Origin of the sequence: Xanthomonas codiaei (genome assembly GCF_002939785.1) — a bacterium.
In the GTDB taxonomy this organism is placed as follows: Bacteria; Pseudomonadota; Gammaproteobacteria; order Xanthomonadales; family Xanthomonadaceae; genus Xanthomonas; species Xanthomonas codiaei.
In genome coordinates, this window is sequence record NZ_MDEC01000011.1 from 73,307 (window position 1) to 91,704 (window position 18,398).

The 18,398-nt window shown below is 61.2% G+C and carries 17 protein-coding genes; 16 read left to right on the forward strand and 1 reads right to left on the reverse strand.

What is annotated here, in order from left to right; translation table 11 throughout:
• Nucleotides 1-63: 63 nt before the first annotated feature.
• Nucleotides 64-1,197, reverse strand: coding sequence for a PilT/PilU family type 4a pilus ATPase (locus XcodCFBP4690_RS10025; protein ID WP_104540807.1), 1,134 nt, complete (start codon nucleotides 1,195-1,197; stop codon nucleotides 64-66).
• Nucleotides 1,198-1,295: 98 nt separating this feature from the next.
• Between XcodCFBP4690_RS10025 and XcodCFBP4690_RS10030 the strand changes: the two genes are divergently transcribed.
• The 16 genes from XcodCFBP4690_RS10030 (at nucleotide 1,296) to XcodCFBP4690_RS10105 (ending at nucleotide 18,288) form a co-directional block, all read left to right on the forward strand.
• Nucleotides 1,296-1,679 carry a DUF4398 domain-containing protein gene (locus XcodCFBP4690_RS10030; protein WP_104540808.1) on the forward strand — a complete coding sequence of 128 codons (384 nt, stop codon included), beginning with the start codon at nucleotides 1,296-1,298 and terminating at the stop codon, nucleotides 1,677-1,679.
• Nucleotides 1,676-2,566: a coiled-coil domain-containing protein gene (locus tag XcodCFBP4690_RS10035; RefSeq protein ID WP_104540809.1), complete on the forward strand. Its 891-nt coding sequence runs from the start codon at nucleotides 1,676-1,678 to the stop codon at nucleotides 2,564-2,566. Before XcodCFBP4690_RS10030 ends, XcodCFBP4690_RS10035 begins: the two co-directional genes overlap by 4 nt.
• Nucleotides 2,567-2,908: 342 nt before the next feature.
• The gene (locus XcodCFBP4690_RS10040) at nucleotides 2,909-3,127 is read left to right on the forward strand and encodes an HP1242/YdcH family protein (protein ID WP_019237985.1); all 219 of its coding nucleotides are present in this window, start codon (nucleotides 2,909-2,911) and stop codon (nucleotides 3,125-3,127) included.
• A 241-nt stretch (nucleotides 3,128-3,368) separates the two neighbouring features.
• Nucleotides 3,369-4,739 carry a pyridoxal-phosphate dependent enzyme gene (locus XcodCFBP4690_RS10045; protein ID WP_104540811.1) on the forward strand — a complete coding sequence of 457 codons (1,371 nt, stop codon included), beginning with the start codon at nucleotides 3,369-3,371 and terminating at the stop codon, nucleotides 4,737-4,739.
• A gap of 88 nt (nucleotides 4,740-4,827) precedes the next feature.
• The gene (locus tag XcodCFBP4690_RS10050; protein ID WP_104540812.1) at nucleotides 4,828-6,015 is read left to right on the forward strand and encodes a cystathionine gamma-synthase; all 1,188 of its coding nucleotides are present in this window, start codon (nucleotides 4,828-4,830) and stop codon (nucleotides 6,013-6,015) included.
• Between the two features lie 252 nt (nucleotides 6,016-6,267).
• Nucleotides 6,268-7,494 (forward strand): glycosyltransferase family 4 protein, encoded by a 1,227-nt coding sequence (locus XcodCFBP4690_RS10055; RefSeq protein WP_244183617.1) that lies wholly within the window; start codon nucleotides 6,268-6,270, stop codon nucleotides 7,492-7,494.
• Entirely contained in the window at nucleotides 7,487-8,275 is a 789-nt protein-coding gene (locus XcodCFBP4690_RS10060) for an ABC transporter permease (protein ID WP_104540814.1), read from the forward strand. The genes XcodCFBP4690_RS10055 and XcodCFBP4690_RS10060 overlap by 8 nt, the downstream gene beginning before the upstream one ends.
• A gap of 2 nt (nucleotides 8,276-8,277) precedes the next feature.
• Nucleotides 8,278-9,021, forward strand: coding sequence for an ABC transporter ATP-binding protein (locus XcodCFBP4690_RS10065; protein ID WP_104540815.1), 744 nt, complete (start codon nucleotides 8,278-8,280; stop codon nucleotides 9,019-9,021).
• The gene (locus XcodCFBP4690_RS10070) at nucleotides 9,011-11,107 is read left to right on the forward strand and encodes an FkbM family methyltransferase (RefSeq protein ID WP_167394555.1); all 2,097 of its coding nucleotides are present in this window, start codon (nucleotides 9,011-9,013) and stop codon (nucleotides 11,105-11,107) included. Before XcodCFBP4690_RS10065 ends, XcodCFBP4690_RS10070 begins: the two co-directional genes overlap by 11 nt.
• Nucleotides 11,104-11,736 carry an acetyltransferase gene (locus tag XcodCFBP4690_RS10075; protein ID WP_104540817.1) on the forward strand — a complete coding sequence of 211 codons (633 nt, stop codon included), beginning with the start codon at nucleotides 11,104-11,106 and terminating at the stop codon, nucleotides 11,734-11,736. The genes XcodCFBP4690_RS10070 and XcodCFBP4690_RS10075 overlap by 4 nt, the downstream gene beginning before the upstream one ends.
• 5 nt (nucleotides 11,737-11,741) lie before the next feature.
• Nucleotides 11,742-12,866 carry a DegT/DnrJ/EryC1/StrS family aminotransferase gene (locus tag XcodCFBP4690_RS10080; RefSeq protein ID WP_104540818.1) on the forward strand — a complete coding sequence of 375 codons (1,125 nt, stop codon included), beginning with the start codon at nucleotides 11,742-11,744 and terminating at the stop codon, nucleotides 12,864-12,866.
• A 3-nt stretch (nucleotides 12,867-12,869) separates the two neighbouring features.
• Nucleotides 12,870-13,904: a glycosyltransferase family 4 protein gene (locus XcodCFBP4690_RS10085; protein WP_104540819.1), complete on the forward strand. Its 1,035-nt coding sequence runs from the start codon at nucleotides 12,870-12,872 to the stop codon at nucleotides 13,902-13,904.
• Nucleotides 13,901-14,938: a glycosyltransferase family 4 protein gene (locus XcodCFBP4690_RS10090; protein ID WP_104540820.1), complete on the forward strand. Its 1,038-nt coding sequence runs from the start codon at nucleotides 13,901-13,903 to the stop codon at nucleotides 14,936-14,938. Before XcodCFBP4690_RS10085 ends, XcodCFBP4690_RS10090 begins: the two co-directional genes overlap by 4 nt.
• On the forward strand, nucleotides 14,935-16,227 hold the full coding sequence (locus XcodCFBP4690_RS10095) for a glycosyltransferase (RefSeq protein ID WP_104540821.1): 1,293 nt from the start codon (nucleotides 14,935-14,937) through the stop codon (nucleotides 16,225-16,227). Before XcodCFBP4690_RS10090 ends, XcodCFBP4690_RS10095 begins: the two co-directional genes overlap by 4 nt.
• 45 nt (nucleotides 16,228-16,272) lie before the next feature.
• Complete coding sequence (gene gmd, locus XcodCFBP4690_RS10100) at nucleotides 16,273-17,307, forward strand: GDP-mannose 4,6-dehydratase (protein WP_104540822.1); 1,035 nt, start codon at nucleotides 16,273-16,275, stop codon at nucleotides 17,305-17,307.
• An 81-nt stretch (nucleotides 17,308-17,388) separates the two neighbouring features.
• Nucleotides 17,389-18,288 (forward strand): NAD-dependent epimerase/dehydratase family protein, encoded by a 900-nt coding sequence (locus XcodCFBP4690_RS10105; RefSeq protein ID WP_104540823.1) that lies wholly within the window; start codon nucleotides 17,389-17,391, stop codon nucleotides 18,286-18,288.
• The last annotated feature ends 110 nt before the right edge of the window (nucleotides 18,289-18,398 follow it).

The following is an 18,398-nucleotide window of genomic DNA, read 5'->3' on the forward strand; positions in this document are numbered from 1 at the left end:
AAGTGCTCAGGAGTCAGCAGCCCTGAGCACCACAAGATGGCCGCTCGTCGCCATCCAGACCGCTCAGATAAACCCGTGGCTGATCTTCGGTGCCGATGCCGCCTCATAGTCGGCATAGGGGTCGTGTTCGCCGGAACCGCCTTCGGACAGCCGGAACTTCAGCGCCAGGCCGTCGCGCGAATCGGCAGCACGCAGCGCTTCTTCCTGCTCGATCTCGCCGGTCTTGACCATCCGGAACAGGCATTGATCGAAGGTCTGCATGCCTTCTTCCAGCGACTCTTCCATCGCTGCCTTAACCTCGTGTACCTGGCCGCGGCGCAGCAGGTCGCGGATCATCGGCGTGTTGAGCAGCACTTCGGTCGCCGGCCGGCGGCGCCCGTCCATTCCCTTGACCAGGCGCTGGGAGATCACCGCGCGCAGGTTCAGCGCCAGGTTCATCAGTACGTTCTTGTGCGCGCTTTCCGGGAAGAAGTTGAGGATGCGCTCGATGGTCTGGTCGGCGTTGTTGGAGTGCAGCGTCGCCAGGCACAGATGGCCGGTCTCGGCGAAGGCGATGGCGGCCTCCATGGTCTCGGCATCCAGGATCTCGCCGATCAGGATCACGTCCGGCGCCTCGCGCATCGCGTTCTTCAGCGCGCTCTGGAAGGCATGCGTGTCCAGGCCCACCTCGCGCTGGTTCACGATCGACATCTTGTGCTTGTGCAGGTATTCGATCGGGTCCTCGATGGTGAGGATGTGCCCGGTGGTGGTGCTGTTGCGGTGGTCGATCATCGAGGCCAGCGAGGTCGACTTGCCCGAGCCGGTCGAGCCCACTACCAGCACCAGCCCGCGCGGGGTCATGATGACGTCCTTGAGCACCTGCGGCAGGTTCAGCTCCTCGATGCTCGGGATCCGGCTGCGAATGGCGCGGATCACCATGCCCACTTCGCCGCGCTGTTTGAACACGTTCACGCGGAAGCGGCCGGCGTCGGGCAGGGCGATGGCCATGTTGAGCTCGAGCTCGCGCTCGAACTGCGGCACCTGGCCTTCGTCCATCAATGAGTAAGCGATTTTCTTGACCATTCCCGGCGGCAACCCCGTATTGCCGAGCGGGTAGAGCTTGCCTTCGATCTTGATGTACACCGGTGCGCCGGTGGTCAAGAACATGTCCGAGGCATTCTTTTCGGTCATCAGCTTCAGGAAGTAGCCGATATCCATGCGCAATGGTTCCCCAACAAACAGCAGCGTCTCGTTGCAAGTCCGCCGCAGGCTTCCGACAATGACCGTGCTCGAGACTTCTCGCTACGGCTCCCCTAATGACGGCTAGCTTCGCATACTTGCGGCGATCCCTGTATGGCATCGCCTGTTTCATGGTTCTTTCCTCTCCGGCCGCCGCCCAAGTGGCACCGGAGCTCACCGCCGCCGAACAGGCCGTGCAACGCGCCACCCAGGCCGATGCCGACCAGTACGCACCCGATCTGGTCAACCTGGCCCGCCAGGAGCTGATGCAGGCCCAGCAGGCGCAACTGGACAAGCGCCAGCGCAAGCAGGTGCCGCAGCTGGCCCTGCGCGCCGCCGCCGATGCCGACCTGGCCAAGGCCCGCAGCGAGGAGGCCGTGGTCAGTGCCCAGCTGGAGCAACGCCGCAAGGAAGTGGCGCAACTGCAGACCACCCTCAACACCGGGGAGGGTGCCCGATGAACCTGCGCCCCTTGCTGTACCTGGGTGTGTTGAGCCTGGCGACGCTGCCGCCGCTGGCCTTCGCGGCCAAGGACGACCCGCAGGCCGACGCGCTGAACCGGCGCCTGGCCGTGCTGCAGAGCGATCCGCAGACCAGCGATCTGGCCCGCTACGAACGCCTGCAGGCGCAGCAGACCGTGGCCGCGCTGGCCGAGGCCAAGCGCCGCGACCGCGACGAACTGCTGTTCCTGGCCGACCGCCGGGTCGAGATCGCCGAGCTCACCGCGCGCACCGCGCTGGCCCGGCGCGAGCTGGACCGGCTGGAAGGCACCCGCAACGATCTGCTGATCGAAGCCAGCCGCCGCGACGCCTCGCGCGCGCGCCAGGAAGCCGAGCGCCTGCGCGTGCAGGCGCAGATCCAGGCCGAGGCCGCCGAGCAGGCCCGCCTGGCGGCGGAACAGGAAGCGCTGGCCCGCCAGGATGCCGAGCTGGCCCTGACCAGCGTGGCCGGCAAGCAGACCGCCAAGCTCAACGCCGCCCAACAGAAAGCCGTGCAGCTGGCGCACGAGGAGGCCGAACTGGTCGCCGGGGCCAAGCTGCCGCCCGCCAAGTTCGACGCCCGGGGCGAGGTCTTCTCGCTGGGCAGTGCTGCCTTCGGTGGCAAGGCGGCGTTGTCCGGCGATGCGGCCGGGCAGGCTAAGGCGCTGGCCGAGTACCTGAACATCGGCAAGAAGGGCCGGGTCAGCATCGTCGGCTTCGACAGCGATGCGGCCACCGCCAAGAAGCGTGCCGAAGCGCTGCGCGACGCCCTGGTGGCGGGCGGCGTGGCGGCCTCGCGGCTGCAGGTCACCGGCACCAAGGGCGCTGCCAGCAAGGCACGTGCGGCTGAGGTCGTTGTCGCGCCCTGATGGCAAGTGGTTGGAAGTTAAGGTCTTTTAACCCGGGCATGACGCCCGGTTGAACCGCGGTCACTGATTGATGCGGGGAACGCCCAAAGCGGTCGTTTCGGCCTTGAACCCCCTCCGCGACCGGCGTAGGGTCGTACCTCCGGGCAGCAACTCCGCCGCCCGGGAAGTACGGAGGGCCGGGCCAGTGACGCAGAGGCACGCAACGACGCAAATGGGTCGCAGGGTTGGTGGTGGTTTCGCCCGTGTGTCGGCCTGTGCAACGCGTTGGTCTTCCATCCCCAAGCTGCGCCCCGTGCCGTTGCTGGCCGGGGCGTTCTTGTTTTAAGTGAAGGAGGTAACGCCATGTTCGAAGGGCAACCGCAGACCGAAATCGACGCATTGATGAAGTCCGATCCCGAGTTCAAGCAGCTCTACCAACGCCACAAGCTATTGAACAAGAAATGCATGGATGCCGAACTCGGGGTGCTCCCGATCGACGACGTGACCTTGGGCCAGATGAAGCGCGAGAAGTTGCAGGCCAAAGAAAAGCTCACCCGGATGTACGACCAGCTGACGCACTGATCCTTCCCCATCGTTAGAACAAGTTCACCGTCGCGGGCGGTGGCGGCCTCCTCGTCGGCTTGCCACCGTCCGCGTCTTTCGTTGTAGCGGCGGCTGCCTGGCGGGCGCGCGGCTCCAGTCAGGGCGGTTGAGCACGCTTGTTCATCGGTGCACCACACCGCTTCACGCCTGAATGAGCATTCCCCGGCCGTTCGTCGGATAATGCCCGGTCTAGCCCGCGTGGCGCAGCGACGATATCCCGATGGCGATCCATTCCTCCGTACTCGAACTGATTGGCAACACGCCGATCGTCAAGGCCCAGCGCCTGGACACCGGCGTCTGCGAGCTGTTCCTCAAGCTGGAGGCGAACAATCCTGGCGGATCGATCAAGGACCGCATCGGCCTGTCGATGATCGAAGCGGCCGAGCAGCGCGGCGACCTGAAGCCCGGTGCCACCCTGGTGGAGGGCACCGCCGGCAATACCGGCCTGGGCCTGGCCCTGGTGGCGCAGCAGAAGGGCTACCAGCTGATCCTGGTGGTGCCGGACAAGATGAGCCGCGAGAAGATCTTCAATCTCAAGGCCATGGGCGCCAACGTGGTGCTGACCCGCTCGGACGTGGCCAAGGGCCACCCGGAGTACTACCAGGACCTGGCCGCCAGGATCGCTGCGGAAACGCCTGGGGCCTACTTCATCAACCAGTTCGGCAACCCGGACAACCCGGCCGCGCACGAATTCGGCACCGGTCCGGAGATCCTGGCCCAGATGGACGGCCAGCTGGACGCCATCGTGTTCGGCTGCGGCAGCTCCGGCACCATGACCGGCCTGTCGCGCGCCTTCGCCAGCGCTTCGCCGCACACCGAACTGGTGCTGGCCGACCCGGTCGGCTCGATCCTCACTCAGTACATCGAGGAGGGCACGGTCAGCGAAAAGTCCGGCAGCTGGCTGGTCGAAGGCATCGGCGAGGATTTCCTGCCGGATATCTCCGACTTCACCCGCGTCAAGAAGGCGTATTCCATCAGCGACGCGGAGAGCTTCCACACCGCCCGCGAGCTGCTGGCCAAGGAGGGCATCCTCGGCGGCTCGTCCACCGGCACCTTGCTGGCCGCGGCGCTGAAGTATTGCCGCGAGCAGACCACGCCCAAGCGCGTGCTGGTGTTCGTCTGCGATACCGGCAACAAGTACCTGTCCAAGATGTACAACGACTACTGGATGCTCGACAACGGCTTCCTGGAGCGCCCGCAACACGGGGACCTGCGCGACCTGATCCTGCGCCCGTACAACAAGCGCGACACCGTGGTGGTGGGCCCTAAGGACCTGCTGACTACCGCGTACCAGCGCATGAAGCTGTACGACGTCTCGCAGCTGCCGGTCATCGATGACGGCGAGCTGGTGGGCATCGTCGACGAGAGCGACGTGCTGCTGCATGTGTATGGCGACGAGGCGCGCTTTCGCGACCCGATCTCCACCGCCATGGTCAGCAAGCTCGATCGCCTGGATGTGGCCTCGCCGATCGAGGCGCTGCTGCCGGTATTCGACCGCGGCCAGGTCGCCATCGTCATGGACGGCAAGCAGTTCCTGGGCCTGATCACCCGCATCGACCTGCTCAACTACCTGCGCCGCCGCGTGCAGTGACCCCGTGACGCCGCGCGTTCGATGAGACGTGCGGCACGGGCCATTCAGACCCGCTTGTTACAATCGCCCACTTTTTCCGGGAACCTCCATGTCCAATCGCACCACCAATAGCCATGATGGCGAGCGCGCGCTGTCGCTTGCGACGCTGGCGATCCATGGAGGCCAGTCGCCAGATCCCAGTACCGGTGCGGTGATGCCACCGATCTACGCCACGTCCACGTATGCGCAATCCAGCCCCGGCGAACACCAGGGCTTTGAGTATTCGCGCACGCACAACCCGACGCGGTTCGCCTATGAGCGCTGCGTGGCCGCGCTGGAAGGCGGCACGCGTGCATTCGCCTTCGCCTCCGGCATGGCCGCCACCTCCACCGTGATGGAACTGCTGGATGCCGGTAGCCACGTGGTGGCGATGGACGACCTGTACGGCGGCACCTTCCGCCTGTTTGAACGCGTGCGCCGCCGCACCGCCGGCCTGGATTTCAGCTTCGTCGACCTGACCGACCCGGCCGCGTTCGAAGCGGCGATCCGCCCCGACACCAAGATGGTGTGGATCGAAACCCCGACCAACCCGATGCTCAAGCTGGTCGACATCGCCGCCCTTGCGACGATCGCGCGCAAGCATGGCTTGCTGATCGTGGTCGACAACACCTTCGCCTCGCCGATGCTGCAGCGCCCGCTGAGCCTAGGCGCCGACATCGTCGTGCATTCGGCCACCAAGTACCTCAACGGCCACTCGGACATGGTCGGCGGCATCGCTGTGGTTGGCGACAACGCCGAACTGGCCGAACAACTGGCGTTTCTGCAGAACTCCATAGGCGGCGTCCAGGGCCCGTTCGACAGTTTCCTCGCCTTGCGCGGTCTCAAGACCTTGCCGCTACGCATGCGCGCCCATTGCGACAACGCCCTGGCGCTGGCGCAGTGGCTGGAAACCCACCCCGCAATCGAAAAGGTGATCTACCCCGGCCTGGCCTCGCACCCGCAACACGCACTGGCCCAGCGCCAGATGTCCGGCTTCGGCGGCATCGTCTCGATCGTCCTCAAGGGCGGCTTCGAGGCAGCCAAGCGGTTCTGCGAAAGGACCGAACTGTTCACCCTGGCCGAATCGCTCGGCGGCGTGGAGAGCCTGCTCAACCATCCCGCCGTCATGACCCACGCCTCCATCCCGGTGGCCCGCCGCGACCAGCTTGGTATCAGCGATGCGCTGGTGCGGTTGAGTGTGGGGGTTGAGGATGCTGGAGACTTACGGGTGGATCTGGCGGCAGCGCTGGAGTGCTGAATCGCCGTGGGTGTAGACGTTCATTTGAGGAACAAGGCATTGCAAGATTCCGCTAGCAGTCTTCCGATCCAGCGCCGATTGGCGCAATGGATCTTGCGCAACCGCTGGTTGCGGACGTTCTATGCTTGGATTCCTGCGTCATTGCGCACGCGAGTGGCTAAACGAATGATGGCCGAGCCGCCCGCTCCGGTGATCATGTTCCCACGTCGAGAGAGTTGGGCTGCGAAAAGGTACCCAGTGACGGACGCGCCTGTGCGCTTTTTTGCATTGCCGCAAAGTGTCGAGAATGGGCGGGGAGTCAACATATTTGCTTATCTGCGCGGCCAGTTCGGATTGGCCGAATGTGCCCGCCTGTATGCGCGTGCTCTGCTGGGGGCGGGATATCCCACTGCGCTGGTGGATATCGACTTGAATCTCCCGCACGGTCTGGATGACCGGAGTCTGGATAGCTACATTCGTGACGAAGCGCCTTACGACATCCACCTAGTCTTCATTAATCCGGATTATCTGGTGCCCGCGTTCGAGAGCATTGGCGAGGCGCGTCTCCGTGGGAAACACATTATTGCCTGCTGGTTCTGGGAACTGGAGATCATCCCGGAAAGTTGGCTGCCCGCGATCGAATCGGTCGATGAGATTCTCGTTGCATCCGAGTTCGTGCGCGAAGCTTTCGCGCGCGTAACCGACAAGCCGGTGGTGTGCGTTCCTCTTCCACTGAGCGAGGTGGGAGACAGCGGCCTGCAGCGTGTCGATTTCGATATTGACGCCAAATCCTTCGTGTTTTTGACCAGTTTCGATTTCAATTCGTATGTCTATCGCAAGAATCCCTTCGCAGTCATCGAGGCCTTCGCGCAAGCGTTTCCCGAGACGAGGAAGGATGTGTTGCTGCTGGTCAAGACGAGCAATGGTCATCGCAATCCGCAAAGTCTTCGCGAATTGCTGGAAAAAGCCAGCGCCGACCCGCGCATCGTCGTGCGCGATCAAATACTGGGTCGTGCGGATGTCCATGCCCTGCAACGGTGCGCCGACGTCTATGTTTCTCTGCATCATGCCGAGGGGTTCGGTCTTGGACTTGCCGAGTGCATGGCACAAGGAAAGCCTGTGATAGGTACCGGCTGGTCAGGCAATCTCGCCTTCATGGATTCCCACAACAGTGCGTTGGTGAATTACACAATCGTACCTGTGCAGGAGGGTGAGTACGCCCACCACGAAGGCCAGCGCTGGGCGCGCGCAGATATCGACGATGCCGCCGCGTGGATGCGCCGGTTGGCGGATGATCCGGTGCTTGCGCAGCAGCTGGGTGCGCGGGCGCAGACATCCGTTCTGGAAACCCTATCTGCCGAACGCGCGGCCAGCGCGCTCATTGACTGGTTCGAGCGTATCCATATGCAGCGCCGCCAGCGAGCGGTCGCCGTTCCTTTCTCCGTATCCACTGTCCCTTCTTTTTCTTCTTCTTCGCAGGTCGACAATTTCAATGCATAGTTATTCATCCACCTTCAGTGACCTGGTCGAAGGCATGAAGGCTGCGCGAGTCTCTTTCTACATAGCGCAGGGCGATATCCGCGCACGCTACCGGCGTAGTGTGCTGGGACCCTTTTGGCAGTCCCTGGCTACTGCAGTCGGTGTACTCGGCCTTGGCTTGCTATGGAGCCAGTTGCTCAACATCGATCGTCAGACATTCATTCCGACACTGACTGCGGGTTTGATCATCTGGCAAATGCTGTCCGGCGTTCTGGTCGAGAGTTGCGGGCTGTTCGTCCGACAGGCGTCCCTCATCCGCAACGTCGTGATGCCGCTTTCGGTCCATCCGACGAGCGTCGTCACTCGTTACCTGGTCAACTTCGTCCATAGCTTGATCGTGTTCCTGATCGTGGCAGTGTTCTTTCATATCCCGGTAACCTGGTATACGTTGCTTTTCATTCCGGGTCTTTTGCTGGTAACGCTCAATCTGCTGTGGATCTGTTTTGTGTTTGGTGTGCTTGGAGCACGCTATCGCGATCTGGAGTACGGCGTGTCGTCGGTGATGCCGATGCTCTTCCTGGTCAGTCCGGTGATGTACCGACTGGAAGCGCTGCCATTTTCTTCGGTGATCCTGGAATTCAATCCGTTCACCTATCTCATTGAGGGGATTCGTGCACCAATGCTGGGCCATGCGCCCAGCATGGAAACATATGTGGTATTGACGGCGATGGCGGTGCTGGGTTGGATCTCGGCGTTCTGGTTTCTTCACAAGGCCAAGCTGCGCCTTCCCTTCTGGATCTAACGATGACAGCCAAGCTCGAATTCCATGATGTCACGTTGCGCTACCCTATCTACAACAACCACAGTCTTTCGCTACGCCGCAACCTTGTGGGGATTGCCACTGGCGGGAAACTATTGGCGAACTCTGGCCAGGTAACCCAGGTCACCGCGCTGGAAAAGGTCTCGTTCGCGCTCAAGCAGGGCGATGCGATCGGCATCGTAGGGCACAATGGCGCAGGCAAAAGTTCGCTCTTGCGTACAATGGCGGGCATCTATACTCCATTGGAAGGCCGTATAGAGCGCATTGGCAGGGTGGCGACGATGTTCGAGGTCGGCGCCGGCATGGACCCCGAATTGTCCGGTTACGAGAACATCACTCGCATGGGCATGATGCTCGGATTATCGCGGCAGGAGATCCAGTCCCGGATTCCCGAGATCGAGGAATTCACCGACTTGGGCGATTTCCTGCAACTGGCAGTGCGAACCTATTCTGCAGGCATGACAATGCGTCTGATGTTCGCTGTGGCCACGTGTACCAAACCGGAAATTCTGCTCGTGGACGAGGTATTCGACGTGGGTGACGAAGCCTTCAAGGAGCGCGCGGCGATTCGCATGCGCGATTTCATCAAGTCTTCGCAAATCTTTTGTCTGGCGTCGCACTCCATGGACGCCATCGCTGAGTATTGCAACCGAGTGTTCGTGCTGAGTCATGGCACGCTTCGCGAAATTTCGGTGTCCCAACTCAAATCGGAAGGCTATGGCTCTTAAGCTCAGGCTGGACAATGCGGTGCGTGCAGCGGCGGACACCGCCGCGCAGGACCGGGGAAGCGACGGTACGCTCCTGCCTGGAGAACAGGTGATGCTGTCTAGTTTAGCGGACCCCGGCACTTCGGCGTTGACTTTGCGAGGTTTTGGCGCGTTCGAATCGGACGGGGTCTGGACCGTTGGCGCCGCGGCGCAAGTGGAGGTACGGTTGCGTGGCGTGGCCCTGGGGGCGCGCCACCGATTGATATTGAACGTGCTCCCGTTTGAAGCCGAAGGGCATCGCGCCCTAATCGGCATGAGTATCAACGGTGGTCCTTCGCATCATATTCTGCGCCAGGGGCAGGGTTGGCAGAGGTTAAAGGCGGATTGCCCGATCAAGGCAAAGGGAGCGAAGGGCTCGCTGCTGATTGAATTTCAGATTGCCAATCCGATGTCGCCCAGCGCGTTGAGCATCGGCAACGATGATCGCGCGCTGGGTTTGAAGCTCGGCATGTTACGCATCGAGGAAGTTGACGGTGCCACGGAAGCCGTGGAAGAGGTGGTCGCTGTTCCGATCGATTCTGATGCCAATGTGCCTGCAGCGTCTTCGGGCCTCGATACGCTGCCAAAGCCTTATCAATTGATTCATCAGCTAGTCAATCGTGGCCCGCTGTTGCGTAAGTTGTTGCTTGACAAAAATCCGCTGGTGCGTGTCGTGCGTTGGATGCGGCGTGTCTCGCGCGGCATGGTCTCCATGCAAGAGCAGCTAGATTTGATCCGGCTGGATTCTGCGCGTCAGGCTTACGAACTCTCGCGGCTGATAGATCAGTCAGAGACCGAATTTCACGCAGTGGATAGTCAGCGTTCGCGGGCTTCCGAGACTGGACTGGGTGCAGCCGAGCATGAATTGCTGCGCGCCGATACGCGGCCGCCATTGGATGAGGTTGAAGTCGCAGTGCGCCGCATGCAGCGTGAGCTACAAAGTGAAATGCGCAACGCGTTTGAAACGATCCGCTCAACTCAGGAGGAGATCTACGCTGCGCTCCGTGATTCTGCGCGTGATGTAATCCAGCTGCGTGGTGAGAGCGCTGCCATGCTGGATGTCATACGGAGCTCGGCAGGTGGCGAGCAGGAAGTCGCGCGTTTCCAGCACCTGGAGGACCTGATCACCTCTGCTCACGGGAAGCTCGATCAGGTTGGCTTGGCCATCGCCGCGCAGGCGCGGCGCGACTCGGTAACGCATCCCGAGTTGCTGGCGCATCTGCAGGCAGTACTTGGCGATGTGCAGGCGTTGATGCAAGGCGCCTCGCGCCGCGTATTGCGCACCTCCAGCGGATGGATCATCAACACTGGTTTCGGACACTTCTCCTGCGACGAGCGTGACGATTTGCTTGCCGTGTGCCTTGCCGAATACGGCGACGTAGAGCGGGGTTTGCGGTTATTTCTAGAGCGTGTCCTGCAGCCCGGCGACGTGTTCGTCGATGCCGGCGCCAACATTGGCTTGCACACCGTCGTCGGCGCTCGTGCAGTCGGTCCGGAGGGACGGGTATTCGCGATCGAGGCAATGCCGCGGACGCTCGAACACCTGCGCGCCAGCGTGCGGCTGAGTATGGTTGAAGAGAGCGTCACGATATTCCCCGTGGCTGCGGGCGCACAGGTTGAGGATGGCCGCGTGTTCCATATTGGTGTCGTGTCCGGCCATAGCTCGCTGTACGCGCTGCCAGAAGAAGTGGCCAGCGTTCCGGTCGATATCCGGCCGCTGGATGCATTGATCGATGTTGAGCGGGTCGCGTTGGTGAAGATCGATGTTGAAGGCGCCGAGCTTGAGGTCATTGCTGGCATGAAGCAGTTGATCGCACGCAATCCAGGTATCGCGATCGTCGCCGAATACGCAGCGTCGCACCTGCAGCGGGTGGGTACCGATCGCGCGCAGTGGGAGCGCATGTGCCAGGACAATGCTTTCGTGCTACATGTGGTCGACGATCTGACCGGCCAATGCAATCCGATAGAAGGCCTTGCCGCCATCGAGGCACGGCCAAGTTCCAATATTCTGATGTGCCGTGCCGATAGTCCGGTACTCGCGGCACTACACAGAGAGGTACTGGCATGAGTCGAGTGGCGGTGGTGGGTGGTGGTGGTCACGCCAAGGTGGTGATCGACTTGCTGCGTGCCGGCGGGCATGAGGTGGTGGCATGTCTGGATGCGGCCCTGACCGGACAGCAGGTCAGCGGCGTGCCGGTACTGGGTGGTGAAGACGAGTACCTGCCCAGATTGCAGGCCGACGGCATCAATGATGTATTCGTGGCACTTGGCGAGAATCGGCTGCGCCGCAAGGTGGTCGCACGCATTCAGCATCTAGGCATGAGCTTCGTCTCCGCGATCGGTGGATCTGCGGTACTTTCCCCGTCCGCGAAGATCGGCGCCGGCTGCGCGGTCATGGAAGGCGCCATCGTCAATGCCGACGCGTTTATCGGCGATTTTGCTATAATTAACACAAATGCATCGGTAGATCACGACTGCGTGGTGGGAAGTTTCTGCCACATAGCGCCGGGCAGCGTGCTCGCCGGCTGCGTGCGATTGGGCGAAGGTGTGTTTCTGGGGGCGGGAGCCCGAGTCATCCCCGGCATCGATATCGCTTCCGACGTCATCGTGGGCGCAGGCGCCGCGGTCGTCAGAGACATCGACGAAGCCGGGGTGTGGGTCGGGGTGCCTGTGCGACAAATTAAAAAAAAGGATTGAAGCAAATGTTGGCGAACAAGCGCATCCCCGTGGCGGTGCCGAGCCTGGCGGGCAATGAAAAAACCTACGTCAATCAGTGCTTGGATTCGACCTGGATATCGTCGGCAGGCGAATTCATCGGGAAGTTCGAGGCCAACTTCGCGGAATTCTGCGGGGTTCGCCACGCAGTCGCGATCAACAACGGAACAACGGCCATTCATCTGGCTCTGGTCGCGTTGGGTATCGGTGCTGGCGATGAGGTGCTGATCCCCACCTTGACCTATATTGCCACGGCCAACGCTGTGGCGTACTGCAACGCGACCCCCATCTTGGTCGAATCTGAGCCGGGCACGATGAATCTTGACGCGGCACGGCTCGAGGCGAAGATCACGCCGCGCACCAGGGCGATCATCGTGGTGCACCTGTACGGTCACCCGGTCGACATGGATCCCATCCTCGCAATCGCGCGTAGACATAATCTCAAGGTGATCGAGGATGCCGCCGAGGCGCATGGCGCCGAGTACAAAGGCGTGCGAGTCGGTGGCCTGGGTGATTGCGCCACTTTCAGTTTCTTCGGCAACAAGATCGTGACTACCGGAGAGGGGGGCATGGTCACCACGAACGACGATGAACTCGCCGCGCGCCTGCGTCTGTATCGTGGGCAGGGCATGGACCCGAAGCGTCGCTATTGGTTTCCCGTCGTCGGTTTCAATTACCGTATGACAAACGTGGCGGCGGCAATCGGCCTGGCGCAGATGGAGCGCGTGGACGAGGCGCTGGCGGCGCGGCAGCGCGTGGCGAGCTGGTACGAAGCAGCTTTCGCCGCGCATGACGATCTGGTCGAGCGTCCGTTCGTTGCGCCATATGCCAAGCATGTCTACTGGATGTACACGGTGCTGTTGAAAGGCGTTAGCGAAAGCCAGCGCGACCAGGTCATGGCGCTGATGGACAAGGACGGCATTGAGACCCGGCCGCTGTTCTATCCGATGCATGTGCTGCCGCCTTATCTGCAAGATGGCGCGGAATTTCCGGTAGCAAACGATCAGGCCGCGCGTGGCATGAATCTGCCCACGCATGCTCAGCTCGACGCCACGGACGTGGAGCGCATCGTTCATTCACTCGTCTCCGCACTGCGTCAGTTGGGGCGCTGAGTCTTGCGCATCGCGATCTGTTCTTCTTTCGTTCCGTTTATCAACGGCGGCGCACGTTTCATCGTCGAATGGCTGGGCGAGCGTTTGCGCGAGCACGGCCATACCGTCGAGGTCGTGTACCTGCCGATGTGGGAGGCTCCCGATGCGATTCTCCCGCAGTTGGCAAGCTATCGCCTGATGGATCTAAGCCAGTCCGTGGATCGCATCATCACGACGCGCCCGCCGTCGCATCTGATCCAGCACCCCAACAAGATCGTGTGGTTCATCCATCATTTCCGGCTGTTCTACGACATGTGGGACTCACCGTACCGCGGCTTCCCCGACGACGCGCGGCACCGCGCGCTCCGTAACGCGCTTGTGCGTGCCGACACCACTGCGCTTAAGGAGGCGCGGTACGTATTCGCCAACTCGAAGGTGGTTGCCGATCGGTTGCAGCGCTTTAACGGCATCGATGCCGAGGTGCTGTACCCGCCGTTGCAGGATGTATCGCGCTTCCACGATGCGGGTTATGGCGATGAGATCGTCTATATCTGTCGTACTGAGCCACACAAACGTCAGCATCTGTTGCTTGAAGCGTTTAAACATGTGCGCACTCCGGTAAAACTGCGCTTGTGCGGCTCTGGTAGCCTGCACTACGCCGCCCAGTTAAAAGCGCAAATCGGCGAGTACGGTATCGGCGACCGTGTGGTGCTGGTAGATCGCTGGATCAGCGAGGAAGAGAAGGTCGAATGGCTGTCGACCGCGTTAGCAGCTGCTTATCTGCCAGAAGACGAGGATTCCTACGGTTATCCTTCGCTTGAGGCTGCGCATGCGTGCAAGGCGGTCTTGACCACCAACGATTCCGGCGGCGTCGTCGAGTTCGTCGAGGATGGCCGCAACGGTTTTATCACAGAGCCCGATCCGGTCGCATTGGCAGAAGCCATCGATCGACTGTGGAGCGATCGTACGTTAGCCAGGCGCATGGGCGCGGCATCGCGCGAGCGGGTGCGCGAGTTGCGTATCGACTGGGACCACGTCATTGCGCGGGTACTGTCGTGAAGATTCTTGTTGTCAACAACATGGTGCCGGGGATCCGCGGCGGCGCTGAAGAGCTGGCCGATCAGCTGGTGTCCAACCTGCGCCGTCACGGGCATGAGTCGGAGTTGATGCGGATCCCCTTTACGTGGGATCCCCCGGAGCGTCTGATCGGTGAAATGCTGATGTGCAAGAATTTCCGGATTTTCAACGTTGATCGCGTGATTGCCATGAAATTTCCGGCCTATCTGGTGCCTTTTGACGAGAAGGTCATGTGGCTGGCGCACCAATATCGGCAGGCCTACGACTTGTGGGACGCGGGCCAGTCCAATATCCCGGACACCCCAGAGGGCAGGCAGATCCGTCTCGCGATCAAGGAGGCTGACAATCAGGGCCTGGAAACGGTAAAGAATATCTACGCGGTTGGGCGCACGGTGCAGCAACGTCTGCTGCATTACAATGACCTCCATTCGGAAATCCTGCGCGCTCCCTTGAACGACGAAGACCTGTTCACGGGCGGCAATTACGGGGACTATATTTTCGCTGGCGGCCGCATCAACGCAAGCAAGCGCCAACATCGCTTGGTGGAGGCCCTGGCGCACGTGCCTGGCAATGCGCGTCTGGTCATCGCCGGTCCTGCCGATAGTCCCGCCGATGCGCAGCGGTTGCGCGAGTTGGTGGAACGCCATGGGCTGGAGCAGCGTGTGAAGCTCGACATCGGCTTCCTGCCTCGGCAGACAATTGCCGACTATGTGAATGGTGCCTTGGCCTGCGCGTACTTGCCGTTCAACGAAGACTCGTATGGTTACGTGACCATGGAAGCGTGCCAGGCGCGCAAAGCGGTCATCACGGTCAACGATTCAGGCGATCTCACCGAATTGATTCATGATGGTCAGCAGGGTTGGGTCTGCGAAGATGACACCGAGCAACTCGCCGCGGCGATCTCTGCCGTATTCGCCGATCGCGGACGCACACGTGTACTTGGGCAGGCGGCGCATGCGCGCTGGATCGGCATGGGTATCAACTGGACCTCGACCGTGGAGGCGTTGACGCGATGAAGATCGTCTGGGCAACTCCTTACTGTGAAGCGTCCGCCATCGCGCGCTACAGCCAAGCGGTGATCGTCGAGCTTCGCGCGCGCGGCCATCATGTGGCGGTGTACCGGACAGAAGTCGGAGCCGAAAGCGAACTGCCGCCGCGCGACGTAGTGGGTGTGTTGGAACCGGGGTCGCGCGAAGAGCGCGATTGGCTGGCGCAATGTGACCTGGTTTTTGGTAACGTCGGTGACTATTTCGCCTATCATGGCAGGCTGATCGAGTTGGCCTCTATCCGGCCCTATGTTGCTGTGCTTCACGACTGGTGCGTATTGAGTCTGTTTTTGGGGTGGCTGCAGGCTACGGAGCGTGTAAACGAAGCCACTGCAATCATCTCGCGCATGTACGGCCGCGAAGCAGGCGAGCAATATGCGAATGCAAAGCCGGAGAATCTATACGAAAGCGCGGTCCGTCAATTTCCGCTGACCGAATGGGTGTCGGGCAATACGCTGGGTTGCGTCATTCATTCGCGCTTCTACGGCGATCGCGTACGTGCCGCGTCCCCCGGCCCGGTGCACAAGCTTTCGCTGGCCTATCCTGTCGAACCGATCCAACGCACGCCAGTGCACGTCGACGACAGGCAGCGATTGGCTGTACGCACGTTCGGCATGGTCAACCGCAACAAGCGCGTGGACTGGGTCATCCGTGCACTGGCTTCCGACACGGTCTTGGCCCGAGTTGCAGACTATCGTGTGCTCGGCCACTGTCCCGACGACGAGCGCGAAAGGCTGGAGGCGATCTGCCGTGAGGTGGGATTCAATGGCCTCGTGCTTGAGGGCCGCGTCACCCAGGAACGTCTGCGCGAAGGATTGGCTGAGGCCGACGTGGTGACTTGCTTACGCGACCCTGCGCTGGAAGGCGCGTCGGCATCGGCGATTGAGGGCATGCAGTCCGGCGCTCCGGTCATCGTCAGTAATGCAGGTTTCTATGCAGAGTTGCCTGACGAAATGGTGCTCAAGATACCGGCCACGTCGGAGGGAACCGCATTGCGCGATCAGTTGCGTTTCGTCCATGAAAACCGCCACGCTGCGCGCGAAATCGCTAGCCGCGCTGGACAATGGGCCGCCAACGAATTTTCCGCGCGGCGTTACGTCGACGACCTAGAGCAGATCGTTCCCGATTACATCGAGGCAGAGCCATACATCCGCACGGCCCAGGTATTGGGGCGCCAGCTGGGTAGAATGAACCTCTCCGGCGACAGTAATGCCGTCCAGAGCCTCTCGCGGACGCTCAACGCAATGTTTTCGCTGTAATTGAACGGGCTGCCAAGCCACCTTGCACCTCTCAGGATGACTACGATGAAATCTGCAGTAATTACCGGTATCTCCGGCCAGGACGGCGCCTACCTCGCCCAATTGCTTCTCGAAAAGGGCTATCGGGTGTTTGGCACCTACCGCCGCACGAGCTCGGTCAACTTCTGGCGCATCGAGGAACTGGGTATTGCGAGCCATCCCAATCTGCACTTGGTCGAGCACGACTTGCAGGACATCGGTTCGACGGTTCGTCTTTTGCAGAACAGCGAGGCAACCGAGGTCTACAACCTCGCGGCGCAAAGTTTCGTAGGAGTTTCGTTCGATCAACCTGTGCTGACCGCCCAGATCACCGCAGTGGGTGCGTTGAACTTGCTGGAAGCCATTCGTGCGGTCAATCCCAAGATTCGCTTTTACCAAGCATCGACCTCGGAGATGTTCGGGCTTGTACAAGAAGTGCCGCAGACCGAGCGGACGCCGTTCTATCCGCGTAGTCCGTATGGTGTAGCAAAGCTCTACGCGCACTGGATCACGGTCAACTACCGTGAGTCTTACGGAATCTTCGGTTCCAGCGGCATCTTGTTCAATCACGAATCGCCGTTGCGTGGCCGGGAGTTCGTGACGCGCAAGATCACCGACTCGGTCGCCAAAATCAAATTGGGCAAGCTCGACGCGATCGAGCTGGGCAACCTCGATGCAAAGCGTGACTGGGGCTTTGCCAAGGAGTATGTGGAAGGCATGTGGCGGATGCTGCAGGTCGACAAGCCCGATACCTACGTGTTGGCGACGAATCGCACTGAAACCGTGCGTGACTTCGTGACAATGGCTTTTAAGGCAATCGATGTAGAGTTGTTGTGGGCAGGTAGCGGGTTGGATGAGACCGGAACTTGCAGTAAGTCGGGCAAGGTGATGGTGAAGATCAACCCGAAGTTTCACCGCCCAGCCGAAGTCGACCTACTAATCGGCGATGCTGCTCGTGCCCGCAGCGAGCTTGGCTGGGAACCGAAGACTACACTGGAAGAGTTGTGCGAGATGATGGTTCAGGCCGATCTGCGGCGTAATGCCAGCGGCACCTCGTTCTGACGAGCCTGCGGTCCTCTCCCGTGGCGTCGGCGCCGTGGGAAGGTAAATCAGGAATGCCCCACATGCGAGGAAATTGAGTCGATGACGCCGACTGCATTGGTCACCGGAATCGAAGGCTTCACAGGGCCTTACATGGCGCAGGAACTGCAGGCCATGGGCTATCGCGTTCATGGCCTGCGCCGTCACGGAGAGTCCGGAGAGGATTTCAGCGCGGTTGATCTACTGGACCGCGGAGGCCTTGGTGACGTGGTGGAGCGCGTCAGGCCGCAGGTGGTCGTTCATCTGGCAGGGATCTCGCACGTCGCGCACAGCGACGTGTCGGCGATATACCAGGCCAACGTGGTCGGTACGCGTCACTTGCTGGACGCGCTAGCTCACCTGAAGCAGACCCCCGCGTGCGTGCTAATAGCCAGCAGCGCACACGTCTATGGCCCGTCGTCGCATGCATTATTGACTGAGCAGTCGCCGATGGCGCCGTTCAACGATTACGCGGTTAGCAAGGTGGCGGCCGAGTACGTCGCACGCCTGTACATGGATCGATTGCCCATCGTGCTGGCCCGGCCGTTCAATTACATCGGTATCGGTCAGTCGCCGTCGTTCTTTGTCTCCAAGGTCGTTGACCATGCGCACCGCGGAGAACGCGTGCTGCGTTTGGGGAATCTGGATGTGGAGCGCGATTTCACTGATGTTCGCGATCTGGTCCGATGCTACGGATTGCTTATTGAAAGCGGTCTGCGTGGCGGGGCGGTGAATGTGTGCAGTGGGCGCTCGGTCAGTCTGCGCAGCGTCATCGAGCTTATCGAAGAACTGGCTGGAATCTCGTTCGACATCCACAGTGACGCTGAGCTGGTGCGTGACAAGGAAGTCAATCGCTTGGCCGGTTCGAACGCTCACTTCATTGCACAAGTTGGTGGGTTCGCGTTCCGGCCGCTTCGGGAAACGCTGGACTGGATGCTACGGACGCCACGATCGGGGTGGTAGTCCGAGCCGAAAGGAAGGGTGGCGCCATCGGCCACTCGCTCGTGGCCAGCGGTGCCACATGGTCGGTGGCCGCGAGCGCGCAGACTCTGTAACAGACATTGAAATCATAA

Excerpts from the sequence above, each read along its gene's own strand:
- XcodCFBP4690_RS10025 (WP_104540807.1), bottom strand. The coding sequence starts at position 1,197 with ATGGATATCGGCTACTTCCTGAAGCTGATGACCGAAAAGAATGCCTCG.
- XcodCFBP4690_RS10030 (WP_104540808.1), top strand. The coding sequence starts at position 1,296 with ATGACGGCTAGCTTCGCATACTTGCGGCGATCCCTGTATGGCATCGCC.
- XcodCFBP4690_RS10035 (WP_104540809.1), top strand. The coding sequence starts at position 1,676 with ATGAACCTGCGCCCCTTGCTGTACCTGGGTGTGTTGAGCCTGGCGACG.
- XcodCFBP4690_RS10040 (WP_019237985.1), top strand. The coding sequence starts at position 2,909 with ATGTTCGAAGGGCAACCGCAGACCGAAATCGACGCATTGATGAAGTCC.
- XcodCFBP4690_RS10045 (WP_104540811.1), top strand. The coding sequence starts at position 3,369 with ATGGCGATCCATTCCTCCGTACTCGAACTGATTGGCAACACGCCGATC.
- XcodCFBP4690_RS10050 (WP_104540812.1), top strand. The coding sequence starts at position 4,828 with ATGTCCAATCGCACCACCAATAGCCATGATGGCGAGCGCGCGCTGTCG.
- XcodCFBP4690_RS10060 (WP_104540814.1), top strand. The coding sequence starts at position 7,487 with ATGCATAGTTATTCATCCACCTTCAGTGACCTGGTCGAAGGCATGAAG.
- XcodCFBP4690_RS10065 (WP_104540815.1), top strand. The coding sequence starts at position 8,278 with ATGACAGCCAAGCTCGAATTCCATGATGTCACGTTGCGCTACCCTATC.
- XcodCFBP4690_RS10070 (WP_167394555.1), top strand. The coding sequence starts at position 9,011 with ATGGCTCTTAAGCTCAGGCTGGACAATGCGGTGCGTGCAGCGGCGGAC.
- XcodCFBP4690_RS10075 (WP_104540817.1), top strand. The coding sequence starts at position 11,104 with ATGAGTCGAGTGGCGGTGGTGGGTGGTGGTGGTCACGCCAAGGTGGTG.
- XcodCFBP4690_RS10080 (WP_104540818.1), top strand. The coding sequence starts at position 11,742 with ATGTTGGCGAACAAGCGCATCCCCGTGGCGGTGCCGAGCCTGGCGGGC.
- XcodCFBP4690_RS10095 (WP_104540821.1), top strand. The coding sequence starts at position 14,935 with ATGAAGATCGTCTGGGCAACTCCTTACTGTGAAGCGTCCGCCATCGCG.
- gmd (WP_104540822.1), top strand. The coding sequence starts at position 16,273 with ATGAAATCTGCAGTAATTACCGGTATCTCCGGCCAGGACGGCGCCTAC.
- XcodCFBP4690_RS10105 (WP_104540823.1), top strand. The coding sequence starts at position 17,389 with ATGACGCCGACTGCATTGGTCACCGGAATCGAAGGCTTCACAGGGCCT.